This is a genomic window from Klebsiella sp. PK18 (assembly GCF_057784655.1).
The window spans coordinates 2,951,847-2,969,924 of sequence record NZ_CM173493.1 but is presented as its reverse complement, the minus strand read 5'-3'; the positions used below and the strand labels follow the sequence as shown (position 1 = coordinate 2,969,924).

18 protein-coding genes are annotated in these 18,078 nt (G+C 59.0%); 7 read left to right on the top strand and 11 right to left on the bottom strand.

The window, feature by feature from the left end:
• Positions 1–332: 332 nt before the first annotated feature.
• Entirely contained in the window at positions 333–1,133 is an 801-nt protein-coding gene (locus AC3EMD_RS14610) for a YdcF family protein (protein WP_048330067.1), read from the top strand.
• 61 nt (positions 1,134–1,194) lie between these two features.
• On the opposite strand, the gene AC3EMD_RS14605 is transcribed toward AC3EMD_RS14610, so the two are convergent.
• Positions 1,195–1,332: a hypothetical protein gene (locus tag AC3EMD_RS14605; protein ID WP_012541908.1), complete on the bottom strand. Its 138-nt coding sequence runs from the start codon at positions 1,330–1,332 to the stop codon at positions 1,195–1,197.
• Here AC3EMD_RS14605 and aldA point away from each other — a divergent pair.
• Entirely contained in the window at positions 1,331–2,770 is a 1,440-nt protein-coding gene (gene aldA / locus AC3EMD_RS14600) for an aldehyde dehydrogenase (RefSeq protein ID WP_302073553.1), read from the top strand. The two genes, AC3EMD_RS14605 and aldA, sit on opposite strands and share 2 nt — an antisense overlap.
• A gap of 48 nt (positions 2,771–2,818) precedes the next feature.
• Here the strand turns inward: aldA and gap are convergent, their stop codons facing one another.
• On the bottom strand, positions 2,819–3,817 hold the full coding sequence (gene gap / locus AC3EMD_RS14595; protein WP_008805087.1) for a type I glyceraldehyde-3-phosphate dehydrogenase: 999 nt from the start codon (positions 3,815–3,817) through the stop codon (positions 2,819–2,821).
• A 282-nt stretch (positions 3,818–4,099) separates the two neighbouring features.
• On the opposite strand from gap, the gene AC3EMD_RS14590 reads away from it, so the two are divergent.
• Complete coding sequence (locus AC3EMD_RS14590) at positions 4,100–4,258, top strand: YqaE/Pmp3 family membrane protein (RefSeq protein WP_002903230.1); 159 nt, start codon at positions 4,100–4,102, stop codon at positions 4,256–4,258.
• Between the two features lie 38 nt (positions 4,259–4,296).
• On the opposite strand, the gene AC3EMD_RS14585 is transcribed toward AC3EMD_RS14590, so the two are convergent.
• The 4 genes from AC3EMD_RS14585 to AC3EMD_RS14570 all read right to left on the bottom strand — a co-directional run bounded on the left by AC3EMD_RS14585 (position 4,297) and on the right by AC3EMD_RS14570 (position 6,848).
• The gene (locus AC3EMD_RS14585) at positions 4,297–4,689 is read right to left on the bottom strand and encodes a DUF1398 domain-containing protein (protein WP_008805086.1); all 393 of its coding nucleotides are present in this window, start codon (positions 4,687–4,689) and stop codon (positions 4,297–4,299) included.
• Positions 4,690–4,949: 260 nt separating this feature from the next.
• Positions 4,950–5,183 (bottom strand): sulfurtransferase-like selenium metabolism protein YedF, encoded by a 234-nt coding sequence (gene yedF / locus AC3EMD_RS14580; RefSeq protein ID WP_111460154.1) that lies wholly within the window; start codon positions 5,181–5,183, stop codon positions 4,950–4,952.
• Complete coding sequence (gene yedE / locus AC3EMD_RS14575) at positions 5,180–6,391, bottom strand: selenium metabolism membrane protein YedE/FdhT (protein WP_111460153.1); 1,212 nt, start codon at positions 6,389–6,391, stop codon at positions 5,180–5,182. The genes yedF and yedE overlap by 4 nt, the downstream gene beginning before the upstream one ends.
• Positions 6,392–6,494: 103 nt before the next feature.
• Positions 6,495–6,848 (bottom strand): DUF1304 domain-containing protein, encoded by a 354-nt coding sequence (locus AC3EMD_RS14570; RefSeq protein ID WP_008805084.1) that lies wholly within the window; start codon positions 6,846–6,848, stop codon positions 6,495–6,497.
• A gap of 236 nt (positions 6,849–7,084) precedes the next feature.
• Here AC3EMD_RS14570 and AC3EMD_RS14565 point away from each other — a divergent pair, with 236 nt between their 5' ends.
• Complete coding sequence (locus tag AC3EMD_RS14565; RefSeq protein ID WP_302074189.1) at positions 7,085–7,564, top strand: hypothetical protein; 480 nt, start codon at positions 7,085–7,087, stop codon at positions 7,562–7,564.
• Positions 7,565–7,633: 69 nt separating this feature from the next.
• Here the strand turns inward: AC3EMD_RS14565 and ydfZ are convergent, their stop codons facing one another.
• Complete coding sequence (gene ydfZ / locus AC3EMD_RS14560; RefSeq protein WP_004151566.1) at positions 7,634–7,837, bottom strand: putative selenium delivery protein YdfZ; 204 nt, start codon at positions 7,835–7,837, stop codon at positions 7,634–7,636.
• A gap of 299 nt (positions 7,838–8,136) precedes the next feature.
• Between ydfZ and AC3EMD_RS14555 the strand changes: the two genes are divergently transcribed.
• Positions 8,137–9,165 carry a CorA family divalent cation transporter gene (locus AC3EMD_RS14555; protein WP_008805082.1) on the top strand — a complete coding sequence of 343 codons (1,029 nt, stop codon included), beginning with the start codon at positions 8,137–8,139 and terminating at the stop codon, positions 9,163–9,165.
• A gap of 13 nt (positions 9,166–9,178) precedes the next feature.
• On the opposite strand, the gene AC3EMD_RS14550 is transcribed toward AC3EMD_RS14555, so the two are convergent.
• Both AC3EMD_RS14550 and malX read right to left on the bottom strand, forming a co-directional pair.
• Positions 9,179–10,351, bottom strand: coding sequence for a MalY/PatB family protein (locus AC3EMD_RS14550; RefSeq protein WP_022066008.1), 1,173 nt, complete (start codon positions 10,349–10,351; stop codon positions 9,179–9,181).
• A 52-nt stretch (positions 10,352–10,403) separates the two neighbouring features.
• Positions 10,404–11,996, bottom strand: coding sequence for a maltose/glucose-specific PTS transporter subunit IIBC (malX, locus tag AC3EMD_RS14545; protein WP_012541901.1), 1,593 nt, complete (start codon positions 11,994–11,996; stop codon positions 10,404–10,406).
• Positions 11,997–12,169: 173 nt separating this feature from the next.
• Between malX and AC3EMD_RS14540 the strand changes: the two genes are divergently transcribed.
• Positions 12,170–13,198 (top strand): Mal regulon transcriptional regulator MalI, encoded by a 1,029-nt coding sequence (locus tag AC3EMD_RS14540; RefSeq protein WP_008805079.1) that lies wholly within the window; start codon positions 12,170–12,172, stop codon positions 13,196–13,198.
• A gap of 37 nt (positions 13,199–13,235) precedes the next feature.
• Here AC3EMD_RS14540 and AC3EMD_RS14535 read toward each other — a convergent pair whose 3' ends face one another.
• Together AC3EMD_RS14535 and manA are read right to left on the bottom strand one after the other, a co-directional pair.
• Positions 13,236–14,795 (bottom strand): YdgA family protein, encoded by a 1,560-nt coding sequence (locus AC3EMD_RS14535; protein ID WP_012541899.1) that lies wholly within the window; start codon positions 14,793–14,795, stop codon positions 13,236–13,238.
• Positions 14,796–14,882: 87 nt separating this feature from the next.
• Entirely contained in the window at positions 14,883–16,061 is a 1,179-nt protein-coding gene (gene manA / locus AC3EMD_RS14530) for a mannose-6-phosphate isomerase (protein ID WP_008805077.1), read from the bottom strand.
• Between the two features lie 201 nt (positions 16,062–16,262).
• On the opposite strand from manA, the gene fumA reads away from it, so the two are divergent.
• A complete protein-coding gene (fumA, locus tag AC3EMD_RS14525; RefSeq protein ID WP_012968340.1) occupies positions 16,263–17,909 on the top strand; it encodes a class I fumarate hydratase FumA in 1,647 nt (548 codons plus the stop codon).
• The last annotated feature ends 169 nt before the right edge of the window (positions 17,910–18,078 follow it).

The window sequence follows — 18,078 nt, the reverse complement described above, 5'->3', positions numbered from 1 at the left end:
TAAACAGGGTGCAACCTGGTGTGAAAAGGTTGTGTAATTGTTAAGCAACTTAGGGTTGAAGGTTACAATTGGCAAGTTCATCGCTGGCAAACTGGGCGTTATGACGCGGTTTGGACTGGTGTAACCGCGACGCTATTTTTTATTTTCCACCTGATTTTGCTGTTTTTTGTTATTTTCATAGTGAGTTGTTCAGGTGCAACCCGCCTGTTTTTAGATGTTTCTTGTTATTTCAAAATGGTTACAAATTAACACCGCTTTGCCTCCCGCGAGGCGGCGTTTATGATGGCGAAAGCATTCTCTCCGATCGGCTGAGAGGGAATTAAGGAGACAGAATGGCAGAACAATTTCCCCCGTTGTCGGCGGCGACGCTGGCGGCGGCTAACCAGGTCGGCGCCTGGCTGGCGCAGGACGATCTGGCGACGCTGCCCGCGCTGCCGCAGGTGGACGTGGTGGTGCTGGCCGGCAACGCCGTGATCCCGACCATCGACGCCGCCTGCCGGCTGGCGGCGGAACGGGAAGTCCCGCTGCTGATCAGCGGCGGCGTGGGACATTCTACGAACTATCTCTACGAGGCGGTGCGCCAGGATACCCGTTACCGTATGTTGCCGGTGGTGGGGCGTCCGGAAGCGCATATTCTGGCCGATATTGCTCATGACTACTGGCAAATTCCGCGCTCGCGGCTGGTGGTGGAGGACCAGTCGACCAACTGCGGCGAGAACGCCCGTTTTACCCGGACCACGCTGGAGAACGGGGGGATCCCTCATCGTCGCGGGATCGTCATTCAGGACCCCACCATGCAGCGGCGAACCATGGCCACCTTCGCCCGCGTCTGGCAGGGGGTGGCGACACCGCCACAGTGGCTGAGCTTTCCCGGCTGCTCGCCGGTGCTGGAGCAGACCGATGGTCAACTGGGGTTCGCGGGCGGCGGGGCGGGGCTGTGGCCGGTCGCCCGCTACCTGGCGCTGCTGCTGGGCGAGCTGCCGCGCCTGCAGGATACGCCTGAAGGATACGGTCCGCGGGGGAAAGACTTCATCAGCCACGTCACCTTCCCGCCGGAGATCCTCGATGCCTGGCGACAGCTGCGGGAGGACGGCCAGCTTGCCGGGGCGCTGCAGGCCCGCACCCTCGGCTGAAAACTGCCCGTTTGCGGCAGATTTATCGCAAACGGGCAATTTGTGTTATTGGAATGTAACCTCAACCGGGCATTTTTGGCCCGGTTTTATGAATCAGCTCACAGAACGGCGCCAACGTGCTGCGAAGCCACGGCTTATCCGCCCGATATTTAACAAAAAAATCACTTGTTAAATACAAACGCACTACAGGAGCAGCCATGACAGCACCCGTTCAACACCAAATGTATATTGATGGCCAGTTCGTTTCCGGTCGCGGCGACGGCTGGATCGACGTGCTTAACCCGGCGACCGAAGCGCTGCTGTCGCGGATCCCGGACGGGACTGCTGAAGAGGCGCGGCTGGCGATTGACGCGGCTGAGTGCGCCCAGCCCGCCTGGGAAGCGCTGCCGGCCATTGAGCGTGCGGGTTGGTTACGCAAAATTGCCGCTGGTATCCGCCAGCGTGCTGAAGAGATTGCCGGGCTGATCGTGGCTGAAGGCGGCAAGATCCAGCAGCTGGCTGCGGTGGAAGTCGCATTCACCGCGGACTATCTCGACTATATGGCCGAATGGGCGCGCCGTTACGAAGGCGAGATCGTGCAGAGCGATCGCCCTGGGGAGAATATCCTCGTCTTTAAACGCGCGCTGGGGGTGACCACCGGGATCCTGCCGTGGAACTTCCCGTTCTTTCTTATCGCCCGCAAGCTGGCGCCGGCCCTGATCACCGGGAATACCATCGTCATTAAGCCCAGCGAATTTACGCCCAATAATGCCATCGCCTTTGCCGAGATCGTCCATCAGGTTGGGTTGCCGAAAGGGGTCTTTAACCTGGTGCTCGGCCGCGGAGAAACCGTTGGTCAGGAGCTGGCCGGCAATCCGAAGGTGGCGATGGTTAGCATGACCGGTAGCGTGGCGGCAGGAGAGAAAATCATGGCCGCTGCGGCGAAAAATATCACCAAAGTGTGCCTCGAGCTCGGCGGCAAAGCGCCTGCCATTGTGATGGACGATGCGGATCTGGAGCTGGCGGTGAAAGCGGTGGTGGACTCGCGGGTGATTAACACCGGGCAGGTGTGTAACTGCGTCGAGCGGGTCTATGTTCAGCAGGGCATTTACGACCGCTTCGTCAACCGCCTCGGCGAGGCGATGAAGGCCGTGCAGTTTGGCGACCCGGCGACGCGGGATGACATCGCGATGGGGCCGCTGATCAACGCGGCGGCGCGGGAGCAGGTGGCGGGTAAAGTGGCGAAGGCGGTGGCGCAGGGGGCGCGGGTGGCGCTGGGCGGTCAGCCGCTGGAGGGCAAAGGCTATTTTTATCCGCCGACCCTGCTGCTGGATGTGCGTCAGGAGATGGACATTATCCACGAGGAAACCTTCGGGCCGGTGCTGCCGGTGGTGGCGTTTTCGACCCTTGATGAGGCGCTGGCGATGGCCAATGACAGCGACTATGGCCTGACCTCCTCGATCTATACCCGCGATCTGAACGTGGCGATGAAGGCGATTAAGGGACTGAAGTTCGGCGAAACCTATATCAACCGGGAAAACTTTGAGGCGATGCAGGGTTTCCACGCCGGCTGGCGCAAATCGGGGATCGGCGGCGCTGATGGTCGCCACGGGCTGAATGAGTACCTGCAGACCCAGGTGGTCTATCTGCAGGCCTGAGGTACTTAACTCCGAGCCGGCGGGCAGCTCAGGCGGCCCGCCGTTCGCTTAGCGGGCGAATTTCTCCAGCACGCGGATCAACTGGGTGACGAAGCCGTATTCGTTATCATACCAGGCGACGGTTTTCACCAGCTGTACGCCGCCGGCCTCCACAATCTCCAGCTGGGTGGCATCGTAGATCGAGCCGAAATGGCTGCCGATAATGTCGGAAGAGACAATCTCTTCTTCGGTGTAGCCGAAGGATTCATTGCCCTCAGCCGCCTGCTTCATCGCCTGATTGACCTCATCCGCAGTCACTTTTTTCTCCAGCACCGACACCAGCTCTGTCACCGAACCCGTTTTTGTCGGCACACGCTGGGCATGGCCCTTCAGTTTACCGCTCAGGGCGGGGATCACCAGGCCGATGGCCTTTGCCGCACCTGTGGTGTGCGGGATGACGTTTTCTGCCGCCGCTCTGGATGCGCGCAGATCTTTGCCGCGCGGCCCGTCCACCAGCGACTGGGTGCCGGTATAAGCATGGATGGTGGTCATGGTGCCCACGGTGATGCCGAAGGCATCCTGGAGGACTTTGGCCATCGGCGCCAGGCAGTTGGTGGTGCAGGAGGCCACGGAGATGATGGTGTCATCCGGGGTCAGGGTGTCATCGTTGACGTTGTAGACGATGGTTTTCATCTCGCCAGCGGGGGCGGAAATCAGCACTTTGCGCGCGCCGGCCTGGATATGGGCTTGCGATTTCTCGGCCGAGGTGTAAAACCCGGTACACTCCACAATCACCTCTGCGCCTGCCGCCTGCCACGGAATATGCTGCGCCTCTTTTTCGGCATACACCGTAATGGTTTTGCCGTTGACGATCAGCGCATCTTCCGTAAAGTCGACGCTCCACGGAAAGGGGCCGTAGTTTGAATCATGCTTCAACAGGTAGGCCAGCACCTTTGGCGAGGTGAGGTCGTTGATAGCCACCACTTCCAGGCTGCTGTCGACTTCTAATAAACGGCGTAACACCAAACGTCCGATACGACCAAATCCATTAATCCCAAGTTTACTCATGGACATTCTCCGGTTGGTAAAACGACTCGATGTGATAAAACTCCTCCAGGCTTAGTCCTGTCCCCCTGATTGGTCAACTGACAATCTGTGCGGTATGCCAGCGCTTGCGGGCCGGGGAGGAAAAAAGTGGATGTTTTCCCGGCCTTTTTTAGCGCTGACGGCAGGGAATAATTTTTGTTACCGGAGATGAGGGGGCCGCCTGCTGGCGAAGCGGTGAAAAGCGTCTATGCTTAACTATTGAATAGCTTAGTAAAATATTGACGTTAGACGAAGGGAGAGGTTATGGGATTCTGGAGAATCGTTTTCACTATTATTCTGCCGCCGCTGGGCGTACTGCTGGGGAAAGGCTTCGGCTGGGCGTTTATTCTCAACATTATTCTGACCCTGCTGGGCTATATTCCTGGCCTGATCCACGCTTTCTGGGTGCAGACCCGCGACTGAGGGGCGAGCAGATAACCACGCCTCCCCCTGGGACCCGCTCAGGGGGGCATCAGGCTCTCTTTATACAGCAGCGTATTATCCTTCGACCAGTAGTGCCGGGTCTCCTCTTCCAGATCAACAATCCACTTAAACACGCCGGCGCTGGCGAGATCCTTGCAGTACTGTTCAAAGTTGATGGCGCCGGCAAAATGGCGGATGACCGCGGCCGAGGTCAGTCGATGGCTGGGGGCGCTGCGCACGCGTAGCAGGCCGCGGGCGCTTTTTATCGAAATCACCTCGTCGTTTGCCATCACGAAATTCATATTGCCGGTGGAGACAAAATAGATGTAGTAGGAGACCTGATGCCGGCGGAGTTCACTGGCGAAGGTGGTAAAATCGGCATCCGCGCGAACCTGTTCGAAAAAGTGACCCAGCCTTGCCAGCAGTTCCATTTCAATCCTTGTTGTGTTGTTGCTGCGCATGGTTTAGGCGTCTGTCGGCATAAACCATTCACACGTTTACTTATTCGTATTTTAATAATATAGGCGCGTTATATTAATGGTTATTATGTAACTGGAACATCGTTTCAAGTGTTACAAGCTATTGCAAAGGTTCGCAGGGGATCCTCGAGGCAGGCAGAAGGTGTGGTAAGACGGGAAGAGGCGAAATTAGCGCCGGCGATGTTCGTCGCCGGCGGGGTCATGAGCCGCGGCTATTTCTGGATCAGATAGCGAATGGTTGGGCCATCCTGCTGAATATCCAGCACCGTATAGCCGTGGTTCATGGCATCGAGTGGAATGTTATTGATCGACTGCGGACAGTCGCTGACCACTTCCAGGATCTCGCCTTTTTGCAGGGAGGGCATCGCCTCCAGAGTGGCCACGGCCGGATAGGGGCAGGGTTCGCCGACCATATCCAGGCGATAATCAGGGATGATGTTTTTCATGCGCTCTCCTTCACGGTCCGGACCGCCGTCGACTGGCGGCGGAAAAAATGTCTTTCCCAGGCGATCACCAGCAGCAGGGCGATCAGCAGCAGCAGATAGGTCGCCAGCAGCCCGCCGAAGGGACCGAAGGCGTTCAGCAGGTTGATTTTCTGCCAGTAGGTGGCGAGCGGAGCGGCGATATCGTCCCAGCACCAGGCGAGCAGCGTTGAGCCAATGACATTGCCCAGCCCAACCCACCAGTAGTGAACCTGGCCTTCCACCGCCCGGTACATCCAGCCGGTTTCACAGCCGCCGGCCAGCACGATGCCAAAGCCAAACAGCAGCCCGCCAATCACCGCATTGGGACCGGCCCACATAATTTTCGGCGCCATCCCCAATTGCACATAGCTAAAGATACCGATGGCGCTCGCCGCCATGCCGAAGATAATCGCCTTCGCCATCACCGTCCGGCCGGTGATCCACATATCGCGAAAGGCGGAGGTAAAGCAGATCTGCGCGCGCTCAATAAGCAGACCGAAGCCGATGCCGAACAGCATCGCCAGGCCGAGCGCCGGGTGGTCTGCGGCGGTGAGCAGGCCCCAGCCGATCATGGCGAAAAAGATCACCATGCCCAGCCGGAAACGGCGGCGCGCCTGCTGCGGTTTTTGGGTTAACGGCGAGGCGGCGGACACCTTTTGCATTTTTACCGGGATGCGAAAAAGGGGCAGCAGCGTGAAGCGGGCGCCAAACCAGGAGCCGATGGCGGTGGCGATGGCAAACAGCCAGGCGTGCAGGGAGAACTGCGGAATACCGGTGAAAAAAGCCGCCAGATTGCAGCCCATCGCCAGACGTGCGCCGAACCCGGCGATGATGCCGCCTGCCACGGCCTGCACAATGCGGATCCGGCTGCGTGGAAAGCGCAGTTTGACGTTATTGGCCCACAGCGCGGCGGCCAGGCAGCCGCCGAACATGCCGATGATCATCCTGCCATCGATGCGGGTCAGCGGCGTCCCTTCGAGATGAATCAGCTGGTAATAGCCCCACTGTTCGCTGTGGACGCCCAGCAGTTGCAGCAGCTGACCGCCCCAGCGGGTGAATTCGCCGGTCACCGCCCAGAAGGTGCCGGTGATGCCAAAATAGTAGGTAGAGAGGATGCCCGCCGCGATGACCGCCGGGACAGGGGACCAGAACCGGATAAGCCAGGCCTGTTTGAAGGATTGCCATGTCATAAAAATGCCTCTGAACTCAGAAGGTATTAAAGGTCGATGACCGACCGAAGGGGGCAAATAGTACCCGCCTCAGCGCCTGCTTTCTCTGTTTTGGATCAAGGCCCTACGCTTGCGCCACTACGGCAAGCAGCGCCAGCAGTGCGGGCAGCGCCTGAATATAGAGAATTTTGCGGCTGGCGGTTAGCGCGCCGAAAATCCCCGCGGCCAGCACGCAGGCCAGGAAAAAGATAACCACCTGCACCCCCGGCGCCCCCAGCCACAGCCCCCACGCCAGGCCGGCGGCCAGAAAACCGTTATACAACCCCTGGTTGGCCGCCAGCACCCGGGTCTCCCGGGCGAAATCGGCGCTGAGGTTAAAGGCCCGGCGCCCGGCGGGGGCTTCCCAGAGAAACATCTCCAGCACCAGGATGGCGAGATGAATAATAGCGACCAGCGCAACGAGGAGAGTGGCTAACACAGTAGTCCTTAATCAATAAGATGAATGTGTCTGCAGTATAGCTGCAAGCGCTAACGAAGCGGGAGCGCCGCTGCTATAGTGCAGATAGGGTCATGTTTTCTGCCGCGACCAGCGTCGGTTATCTGATTGCCCTTCGGTTTAGCTTAGCGGTGCTAGTATGCCGGGTTCTTTTTTACGGGTGTGGTGTAGGTTGCTGAATGTTAAATAAATTATGGATTTTGTTATCAGGGCTACTGGTGGTTGCCATGCCGTCGGCGCAGGCCGGGGAATTAAACCTCTATTCGATGAATACCGGCTCCTATGTTTATCATATGACCGGTAACCACGGACAATATAACGAGCATTTCAATAACAATTTTTTCTCGGTGGAGCGCAAGTTTTCTCAGGATTCAAAATACAGCGTGCTGGTCGGAACGATGAAAAACAGCTTTGACGATCGCTGTTTGACCCTCGGCGTGCGCCGCGACTGGCTGAAAAACGATACTGGCTGGGTGCTGAAAGGGGTGTATGCCTATACCGGGGAATTTTTCTTTGACGCCTTCAGCCACTGTGGGGATTCCGGCACCTACCACACCGCCAAAAAAATCACCGGCGTCGGTTTTTCGCCCTACCTCTATCATGGTCTGCAATATAACTTCACCGATTATTTCGGTGTGGAAGGCGGCATTATTGTGCCGGCGATCTTTGTGATGAGTATTCAGTGGAGCTTTCGCTAGCCGCTTTATTATCCGGGAAAAGAGCAGGCCGCCTCAGGTGGCCTGCTACTGATGACCTGGCGGCAGGAATTAATGGAAGCCGAGACGGATCAGATCTAACGGGCAAAAGCGGCCCTCGCAGCCGTCGATTTCAACGCAGTCCGCCCGGCGAAGCTGCTCGGCGGTTTTCCCTTCACCATGGATAGCTTTAATCACGCCTGTTGTGCCGTTACCGGCGATCATTACCATGCTGCCGGTAGCAATAGCGTTACGATTACGGTCATAGGTTTTCATGGTCTCCTCCTCAATAAACCAGGGTAAGCAATGATTAAGCGGCTAAAGTAATACGCTTTTTTTCCTAAAAAAGTTTTGAGGATAATCAAATTTATTTTAATAACCCCAGAGCGAAAAGGGCCAGAAGTCCCCTCTATTCGCGCCGATCGCATCGCCTGCGTGGCGCGCGACACTGACGGCAATATGTCATTCAGGTTACTGTTTTATGACCAGATTATTAACCTTGCCAGCCCGCGGAAAATAGCGAAAGATGGCGCTATTCGGGCATCAACAGTGCCAGTGCGTGTCCTGAGGGAGCCATGAGTCAAGACGTCACCGCGAAGATGTTAAAGCCCGATTTTGATAGTGAAGTTTCCGGTCTGGTGCATGGTTATCTGTTTCATGAACAGCGCCCCCCGCAGCCCATCGCCTCTGGCGAGGTGTGCGCCCGTTATCAGGCGCTCGCCGATGACAAGGCGTTTATCTGGTTACACCTGAATCTCAATCATGCCACCGCCGAAAAATGGTTAACCAGCCACTTTCCGGTGGCGGACTTTTTCTTCGAGGAGATCCGCAGCGGCTCGCACACCACCCGCATTGAGCGACAGGGGGAGAATCTGTTCGCTGTGCTCAACGATGTGCTGTTTCGTCCGCAGGATACCAGCGCGGAAACCGCCACGCTGTGGCTCTACTGTAGCCCTAAGCTGGTGGTGACGGCGCGCTTCAAACCGTTGCGGTTTATCGAATGGATGCTGCCGCGTCTGCAGACGCTCAGGGTGAATACCTCTACCGAGCTGCTGGCTTTTCTGCTGGAGGAGCAGGAGGAAGTGCTGGAGCAGGTCGTCCGCCAGGCCAGCCGCCATGTCGACCTTATTGAAGAGCGTCTCCTGAGCAATCACGTGCAGCGCAACCGGGCCGATCTGGCGCGGCTGCGGCGGATGCTTTTACGTTTTCAGCGGCTGCTGGCGCCGGAGCCGGCGGCGATGTTCCGGCTGCTTAACCGGCCGCCGGCGTGGATGGATCGTGCAGTGGTGCAGGCGTTTCGTCAGTTCACCGAAGAGTTTAGCGTGGTGCTCAACGACCTGTCCGGCCTGATCGAGCGTATCAGTCTGCTGCAGGAGGAGATTGGCGCCCGCCAGCTGGAGCAGAGCAACCGCACCCTCTACACCCTGACGGTGATCACCGTTCTCGCGCTGCCGATTAACATCGTCGCCGGTTTCTTCGGCATGAACGTCGGCGGGATCCCGCTGGCGAGCAACCACCACGGGTTTATTCTGCTGGTGGTGATAGTCGCCATCTTTACCCTCGGCGCCGGCTACCTGGCATTCCGCCGGCGCGATGACCTGTAGATTGCGCGTCGAATCAGCTGAGGCTGCGCAGGGCGGCAATCAGTCCTTCGACACCGCGTTCCAGCTTCTCGCGCGGGCAGCCGACGTTGAGGCGCAGAAAGCCGTTGCCCTCAGGACCATAGGTATAACCCGGCATAATCGCCACCTTCTGTTCGGCGATCAGCGCCTGCTGTAGCGCGTGGTCGTCGATGTTCAGGGGGCGCAGGTCGATCCACGCCAGGTAGGTGGCCTCCGGCGGCTGCCAGCAGAGTGCGGGGAAGGCATTGTTAAGCGTAGCGGCGACATAGCGCATATTCGCCTGCAGATAGTCACGCAAGGCGTCGAGCCAGGGAGCCCCGTCGCGGTAGGCGGCGATATGGGCGACCAGCGCCGGCACGGAGGGAGAAGAGAGCCCGTCGCGGGCCTTCAGCGCCTGCAGGTAGCTGTCGCGCGCGTTCGCCTCGGGGATAAAGCCATAGGCCCCGGTAAAGGCCGGAATATTAAAGCTCTTCGAACCGGAGGTGAACAGCGCCCATGGCCCCTGAGCAACCTCGCTCCACGGGATATGGCGGTGTTCGCCCCAGGCCATGTCCATATGAATTTCGTCGCTAATCACCCTGACGCCATGTTTTTGACACAGGGCCGCCATGGTTTGGAGCTCCTCGCGACGCCAGACTTTCCCCGTTGGGTTGTGCGGGCTGCACAGCAGCAGCAGGGTATTCTTCGGTTCCGCCAGCACGGCTTCCAGGCGGGCCATATCGCAGTGCCATTGATTATTCGTCAGGGTCAATGGCACCGGGGCAATCTCCCGGCGGTTAGCGGTGATGGTCTTATAGAATGCATCGTAGGCAGGGGTATGGACGACGACGCCGTCGCCTTCGCTCGACCACTGGCGGATGGTTTCCGCCACCATGTAGATAACCGACGGCCCGTAGACCACCGTTTGCGGATCGATGACGCTGTTAAACCGGCTGGCGTACCAGTGGGCAATCGCCCCGAGAAACGCCTCGTTCCGCCAGCGACTGTAGCCGAATACCCCGTGGGCCAGCCGCTGGCTGACGGCGTCGAGAATGCAGGGCGCGGTGGCGAAATCCATATCGGAGATGGTGAACGGCAGCAGGTCGGCGGCGCCAAACCGGTCGGCGACATAGTCCCACTGTGTGCACCAGGTACCGTGGCGGTCGATGGGGGTGGCAAAATCAAACATCGGAACTTCCTTAGCGAATGTCCCCCTCCGCGCGGAAGGGGGACCAGTGGGGTCAGGCCTGAACAGTATTCATCAATACGGCCATTTCATCTTTTACTGACTGCACCTGCGGGCCAATAACCACCTGCAGGTTATGCTGATTGAGCTGAACCACCCCGATGGCGCGATGGGCTTTCAGCGCGGCGGCGTCCACTTTGCTCATATCGTGTACCGACAGACGCAGACGAGTAATGCAGTTATCCAGCGAAACAATGTTCTCGGCGCCGCCGAGCGCCGCCAGAATCGCCGGCACGTTATAGCCGGATTTGCCGATGGTACCGGCGACGGCTTTCTCCACGCTGGCGGCGGTGTCGATATCGCGGCCCGGCGTTTTCAGATTGAAGCGGGTAATGGCGAAGCGGAAGATGGCATAGTAGACCGCGAACCAGATAGCCGCTACCACCGGCACCAGATACCACTTGGTCGCCAGGCCATGCAGGATGCCAAACACCACGAAGTCGATGATATTGCCGTCGGTGTTGCCGATGGTCACCCCGAGCACCGCCATGATGGTAAAGCCGAGACCGGTCAGCAGCGCGTGGATGACATACAGCACCGGCGCGACGAACAGGAACAGGAACTCCAGCGGCTCGGTGGTGCCGCCGACCACGCAGGCGATGACCCCGGAGATCAGCAGGCCTTTAATTTTATGCCGGTTTTCCGGACGGGCGCAGTGGTACATCGCCAGCGCGGCTCCCGGCAGGCCGCCGAGGAAGGCCGGCATTTTACCCTGCGACAGGAAGCGGGTGGCGCTTTCGGAGAAGCCGTGGGTGGTTGGGCAGCTTAGCTGCGCCTGGAAGATGGTCAGCGCGCCGCTGACGCTGTGGCCGCAGACGTCGAGGGTACCGCCGGCTTCAGTGAAGCGGATCAGCGCCACCAGGATGTGGTGCAGGCCAAACGGCAGCAGCAGTCGCTCGCCGGTGCCGAAGATCATCGGGCCAAAATCCCCGGCGCTGTTGATCATCTTCCCGAGGGCGTTGATCCCCATGGCGAAGACTGGCCACACCAGCGGGATCGCCAGCCCGACCAGACCCAGCACCACGGTGGTGATGATCGGCACGAAGCGGGTGCCGCCAAAGAAAGCCAGGGCGTCCGGCAGGCGAATGTTATGGAAGCGTTCATGCAGCAGCCAGACGATAATCCCGGCGATAACCGCGCCGAGGATCCCGGTATCGATCGACGGAATACCGATGATGTTCTGGATATTGTTGGCCTTCAGGATCGCGGCGTCGGTGGTGGGCAGAATGCCTTTCGCCGTCAGCCAGAAGTTGACCGCCAGGTTCATGACCGCGTAGCCGACAAAGCCGGCGAAGGCGGCGACGCCTTTGTTCTCCCGCGCCAGCCCCAGTGGGATGGCGATACAGAACATGACCGGCAGGAAGCTGAAGGCAAAGGAGCCGACTTTGCTCATCCAGATAAAGATGGCCTGCAGCAGCGGCATATCCAGCCACGGCAGCAGCGTCAAAACATCGTGACTGCTTAACGAACTGCCGATCCCCAGCATGATCCCACAAAACGAGAGCAACGCTACGGGCAGCATAAAGGTTTTTCCGAGCTGCTGGAAAAACTCCCATAAAGTGATTTTTGGTGCTGTTTTCGCCGTCATAACACGGTTCCTGATTCTCAAGTGGTCGGGAAGAACTAACGCCACGGCAAGATAAAACGTTTTACCATTTTTTAGTGCGATAAAAATCACATAATCAAGCGATAATAAGGTTTATAAAGATTGCACAATGATAAAACGTTTTATCGACAGGCAAGGGAGTCAGCCAGCACGTTATGGCTATCGCAAAAAAGATCACCATCAATGATGTGGCGCAGGCCGCCGGGGTCTCCGTGAGCACCGTCTCGCTGGTGCTGAGCGGTAAAGGGCGCATCTCCAGCGCCACCGGCGAGCGGGTTAATCAGGCCATCGAACAGCTGGGATTTGTGCGCAACCGCCAGGCCGCCTCGCTGCGTGGCGGGCAGAGCGGGGTGATTGGCCTTATCGTTAGCGATCTGTCAAAACCGTTTTACGCCGAATTAACCGCCGGCCTCACCGACGCCCTGGAAAGGCAGGGGAAAATGGTGTTCCTCACCCAGGGCGGGCGCAGCGGCGAGAAGATAGACCAGCGGTTTGATACCCTCGCGGCGCAGGGGGTCGACGGGGTGATCATCGCCGGGTCGATCGATCGCGGGAGCGAACTGCGCGAGCGGGCCGCGCAGGCCGGCGTGCCGCTGGTGTTTGCTTCCCGCGCCAGCTACCTTGACGATGTCGACCTGATCCGCCCGGACAACATGCAGGCGGCGCAGCTGGTGACCGAGCATCTTATCCGCCGCGGCCATCAGCGGATCGCCTGGCTTGGCGGGCAGAGCTCGTCGCTGACGCGCGCCGAGCGGGTCGGCGGCTATTGCGCCACCTTGCTGAAATACGGTCTGCCGTTTCACAGCGAATGGGTGCTGGAGTGCGAGTCGAGCCAGAAGCAGGCGGCGGAGGCGATGGCGGGGCTGTTGCGCCAGAATCCGACCATCACCGCGGTGCTGTGCTACAACAACGTGGTGGCCACCGGCGCGTGGTTTGGTTTACTGCGGGCCGGAAGGCAGAGCGGAGAGGATGGCGTCGAGAGCTATTTCGAACAGCGGGTGGCGCTGGCGGCCTTCGCCGACGTGCCGGAGGCGGCGCTGGATGACCTGCCGCTCACCTGGGTAACGACCCCGGCGCGCGAGATGGGGAAAACCCTGGCAGAGTCGATGCTGCGACGGCTGGAGGAAGGCACCGGCGAGGCGCGAAACCAGATTATGCCGCCGCGGCTGGTGACACGGAAGTGAGGGAGACGGCGCGATGGCCGTCTCCTGAGACGATAAGTTACGGCTGCGGGGCGGCGTCGTCCTGCTGAGGAGCGGCGTCATCCTGTTGCGGCTGGCCTTCCTGCGGCGCCGCGTCCGGTTGAGCAGGCGCTTCCAGACCAAACATCGCGGCAAAATCCTCCAGCGGCATTTTCTGTCCGTTCAGCGTCACCTGGCCGTTAGCGTACTGCAGGCTGCTGCTGATGGCGTTATCTTCCATGGTGGTGATGCGGAACATCTGGCCCATCGCCGCCAGGCCTTTGACCTGCTGATCGGCGAGTTTGGCCGCATCGGCTGGCTGGTAACCTTCCAGACCGGCGATTTTGGTCATCAACTCCGTCGCCATATCCACCGGGATCACCACCTTGCCGTCAAGGGACTGCACCACGCGATCCAGACTGTCCGCCAGGGTCTGCGGTGGGGTGGTCACCTGGGCCGGATCCTTCAGCAGAACCGACAGATTCAGGGTACTTTCCCCTTTGGCATTGCGCCAGCTCAGCGGAGAGATGGTCACCGACGGGTTGCCTTTAAGCAGGATCGGCAGCGCATTGAACAGGGTTTCGGTTAACGCCTGCTGGTACAGTTCCGGGTTTTGCGCCAGTTCCGGTTTTGCCAGCAGCGCCTGAGACTGTGCGCTGTACTGCTGACTAAACTGGTGCCACGCCTGACCGTCGACATTATCCACTTTCAGCGTCAGTTTGCCGCTGCCCATATCCTGCCCCTGCAGCTTGAGGCTGTTCACGGTGTAGTTCACCTGGCTGTTCACGCCTTTGCCGTCCTGGGTCAGCGTCGAGCCGCCGTCCAGCGCCATCCCGTCAACCAGCGCCAGCTCTTTGCCTTCGACGCTGATGGCCAGTTTATCGAGGGTCATTTTTTGCTGGCCGATACGTTCGTTGAAGCTGGCCAGTTCGGTGGCGCCGTCGGTGGTCAGGTTGACGAAGCGCAACTGTACCTTCTGATTATATTCGTTGAGCGCATCGATCTGCCCGCTGCCGGCCTGGCCCTTCAGGCTGATGTTTTTGCCGTCGCGGTCGGCGTCGAGTTGGAACTGACCGCCGCTGAAGGTGACTTTCTCATCACCTTTGGCATAGTCGAGGGCATTGAGCACGATCGCCGACTGGCTATCGCCGCTGTAGGCGATGCGTGTATCGACGGTAAAGGGAGTGTTGCCTTTGGCGATCTCGAACAGCGCCTGGCTGGCATCATTTTTCACCAGCGTGGTGTGGACCGAGGCCATCGCCGGGGCCAGATTAAAGGTTTTTAATGAGGCCAGCGGGAAGGGTCCATGATCGACCACCTCGTCAAGTACCACGCTCTGTCCGGTGGCCAGCCAGCTGTTGGCCTGACCGGCGATCGGCTTAACCACCAGCTGCAGATGGCTGCTGAACAGCCCGCGCTGGTAATTCTGATAGCTCAGCTCCAGACCTGATTCCGGCGCGCTGCTGCGTAGCTGCGCGTTAGCCTGCTGCACCATATCGGCGATCCGGCCTTCCAGCTGTTTGCCGGTGTACCAGGCGCCGCCTGTCCATACCACGCCCAGCGCCACGATGATGCCTGCTGCGACCAGCGATTTTTTCATAGCATTTGTCCATAAATGAAGCCAGGCGGAGAGACCGCCTGGCTGAGTTGTCATCATTCAGTAAGCGCGACCTGAAAGGTCAGTCACTTACTGGAGCTTATTGAACACGCGCGCCACGCGGCCGCGTCCGCTGACCTGCACCGGTGATTCGTTGGCGGCCACGAAAGCCGACTCGCCCGGCTTGAGCGTCAGGCTCTGGTCACCTTTGTGCAGTACGGCTTCGCCGTCGACGCAGAAAATAATCGCCGCGCTCGCCTGAGCCAGATCGCTGGCCTCGGCGGAGAGGTCGTGCAGCGAGAAGGCAAAATCTTCCACCGGGATCGGGAAGTCCAGCTCTGCGCCGTGCTGCTGCGGCTGGGTCAACAGCTCACCCGCCGGTTTGGCTTCGAACTTGACGTTAGCGACCAGCTCAGGAATATCAATGTATTTCGGCGTCAGACCGGCACGCAGTACGTTATCCGAGTTGGCCATCACCTCCAGCGCCACCCCCTGCAGATAGGCATGCGGCGTTTCGGCGAACAGGAACATGGCTTCGCCAGGGTTCAGCTTCACCACGTTCAGCAGCAGCGGCGAGAAGAGGCCGCTGTCGTCCGGATAGAATTCAGCGATCAGACGGATAGTCTGCCACGGTTCGCCCTGTTCACGGGCCAGTACGTCGCGCAGCACCTGCAGCGCCTTGGCTTTTTCCTCACCCTGCATATTGAGCAGGCTGGCAAACAGCTGGCTCAGGTGAGTCGCGTCCGGCTGCTGCAGGAAGGCGCCAATCGCCGGATGCGCGCTAGCCACCGGCTGCAGCAGGGTGACAATCTCGCTGAACTCGCGAAACGCATTCATCGCCAGGAACGGCGTCAGGGCAAAAACCAGCTCCGGCTTGTGGTTTGGATCTTTATAGTTACGCTCGGCGGCGGAGAGCGGGATGCCGGCGGCGTTCTCGCGGGCGAAACCTTCTTCCGAGGCCTGCTTGTTGGGATGGACCTGAATAGAGAGCGGCTGAGCGGCGCACAGCACTTTAAACAGGAACGGCAGCTCACCAAAGCGGGCGGCAACCTTGTCGCCGAGCAGGGCGGTTTTATCCGCGTCAATCACCTCGCGCAGCGAACGCGGCTGGCCGTCGGCCGCCAGGATCTGCGAGCTGCTCTTCGGATGCGCCCCCATCCACAGCTCCGCCATCGGCAGGTTGTCCGGGTTGGCAATGCCATACAGTTCAGTTAAAGCGGTGTGGCTTCCCCATGCGTAGTTCTGTACGGCGTTGATCAGCTTTTGCATTCTCATTCCCTGTATCAATCAAAGTAAAAATTATTGCTCTATTAAACCAGTAAACCGTGGAGAAGCAACTGCTGAAAGAAAAAGTCGTCCCTGTCTCAGTTTTTGTTAAAAAATTGTGTAAGATTGATCGACTCGCTTTTCTACAGGCACATGGAGTCCCTGCCTGAAACATAATCAGCCAAAGCAGTAAGTGAGAGTACAATGTCGAATAAACCGTTTGTTTACCAGGATCCTTTTCCCCTCAAAAAGGATGACACCGAGTATTATCTCCTCAGCAGTGATTACGTCTCCGTCGCCGAATTTGCCGGCCAGGAAGTGCTAAAAGTCGACCCTCAGGCGCTAACCCTTCTGGCGCAGCATGCTTTCCACGACGCCTCCTTTATGCTTCGCCCGGCGCATCAGCAGCAGGTGGCGGATATCCTTAACGACCCGGAAGCCAGCGAAAACGACAAATACGTCGCCCTGCAGTTCCTGCGCAACTCGGATATCGCCGCCAAAGGCATTCTGCCCACCTGCCAGGACACCGGCACCGCGATCATCATGGGTAAAAAAGGCCAGCGCGTGTGGACCGGCGGCGGTGATGAAGCCGCTCTGGCGCAGGGTGTGTACAACACCTATATCCAGGACAACCTGCGCTACTCGCAGAACGCGCCGCTGGATATGTATAAAGAGGTTAACACCGGTACCAACCTGCCGGCGCAGATCGATCTTTATGCTACCGATGGCGATGAGTACAAATTCCTCTGCATCGCCAAGGGCGGCGGTTCGGCGAACAAAACCTATCTGTACCAGGAAACCAAAGCGCTGATCACCCCGGCGAAGCTGAAAAACTATCTGGTTGAGAAGATGCGCACCCTCGGGACCGCCGCTTGTCCGCCGTACCATATCGCCTTTGTGATCGGCGGGACTTCGGCGGAAGCGACGCTGAAAACCGTCAAGCTGGCCTCCACCAAATACTACGATGGCCTGCCGACCGAAGGTAACGAGCATGGCCAGGCGTTCCGCGACATTCAGCTGGAGCAGGAGCTGCTGCTGGAAGCGCAGAACCTTGGCCTCGGCGCGCAGTTCGGCGGGAAATACTTCGCCCACGATATCCGCGTGATCCGTCTGCCGCGTCACGGCGCTTCCTGCCCGGTAGGGATGGGCGTCTCCTGTTCCGCCGACCGCAACATCAAAGCCAAAATCAACCGCGACGGCATCTGGATCGAGAAGCTGGAGAGCAATCCGGGGAAATATATCCCTGAGCATCTGCGCCAGGCCGGGGAAGGCGAAGCGGTGAAGGTGAATCTTAACCAGCCGATGAGCGAGATCCTGGCGCTGCTGTCGCAGTACCCGGTGTCCACCCGTTTGTCGCTGAGCGGCACTATTATCGTGGCCCGCGATATTGCCCACGCCAAGCTGAAGGAGCTTATCGACAGCGGTGAAGCACTGCCGCAGTACGTCAAAGATCACCCGATCTACTATGCCGGTCCGGCCAAGACACCGGACGGTTACGCCTCCGGCTCTCTGGGACCGACCACCGCAGGGCGCATGGACTCTTATGTTGATCTGCTGCAGTCGCACGGCGCGAGCAAGATCATGCTGGCGAAAGGCAACCGCAGCCAGCAGGTCACCGACGCGTGCCACAAACACGGCGGCTTCTACCTCGGCAGTATCGGCGGCCCGGCGGCGGTACTGGCCCAGCAGAGCATCCGTAGCCTCGAGTGCGTGGCGTATCCGGAGCTGGGTATGGAGGCTATCTGGAAAATTGAAGTGGAAGATTTCCCGGCGTTTATCCTCGTCGATGATAAAGGCAATGACTTCTTCCAGCAGATCCAGACGTCGCAGTGCGCCCGCTGCGTGAAGTAACCCAGACCGCCCTTCGGGGCGGCTCTGGCCGATGACAAACCGGTTTTCGTTATTGTGATCGCCTTTCTGCCGGGTGGCGGCTTTCGCCTTACCCGGCCTGCGAAAAACAGCAATATTAAACAGTTAGGCAATTCTCTGTAGGCCCGCGCAAGCGCAGCGCCGCCGGGCA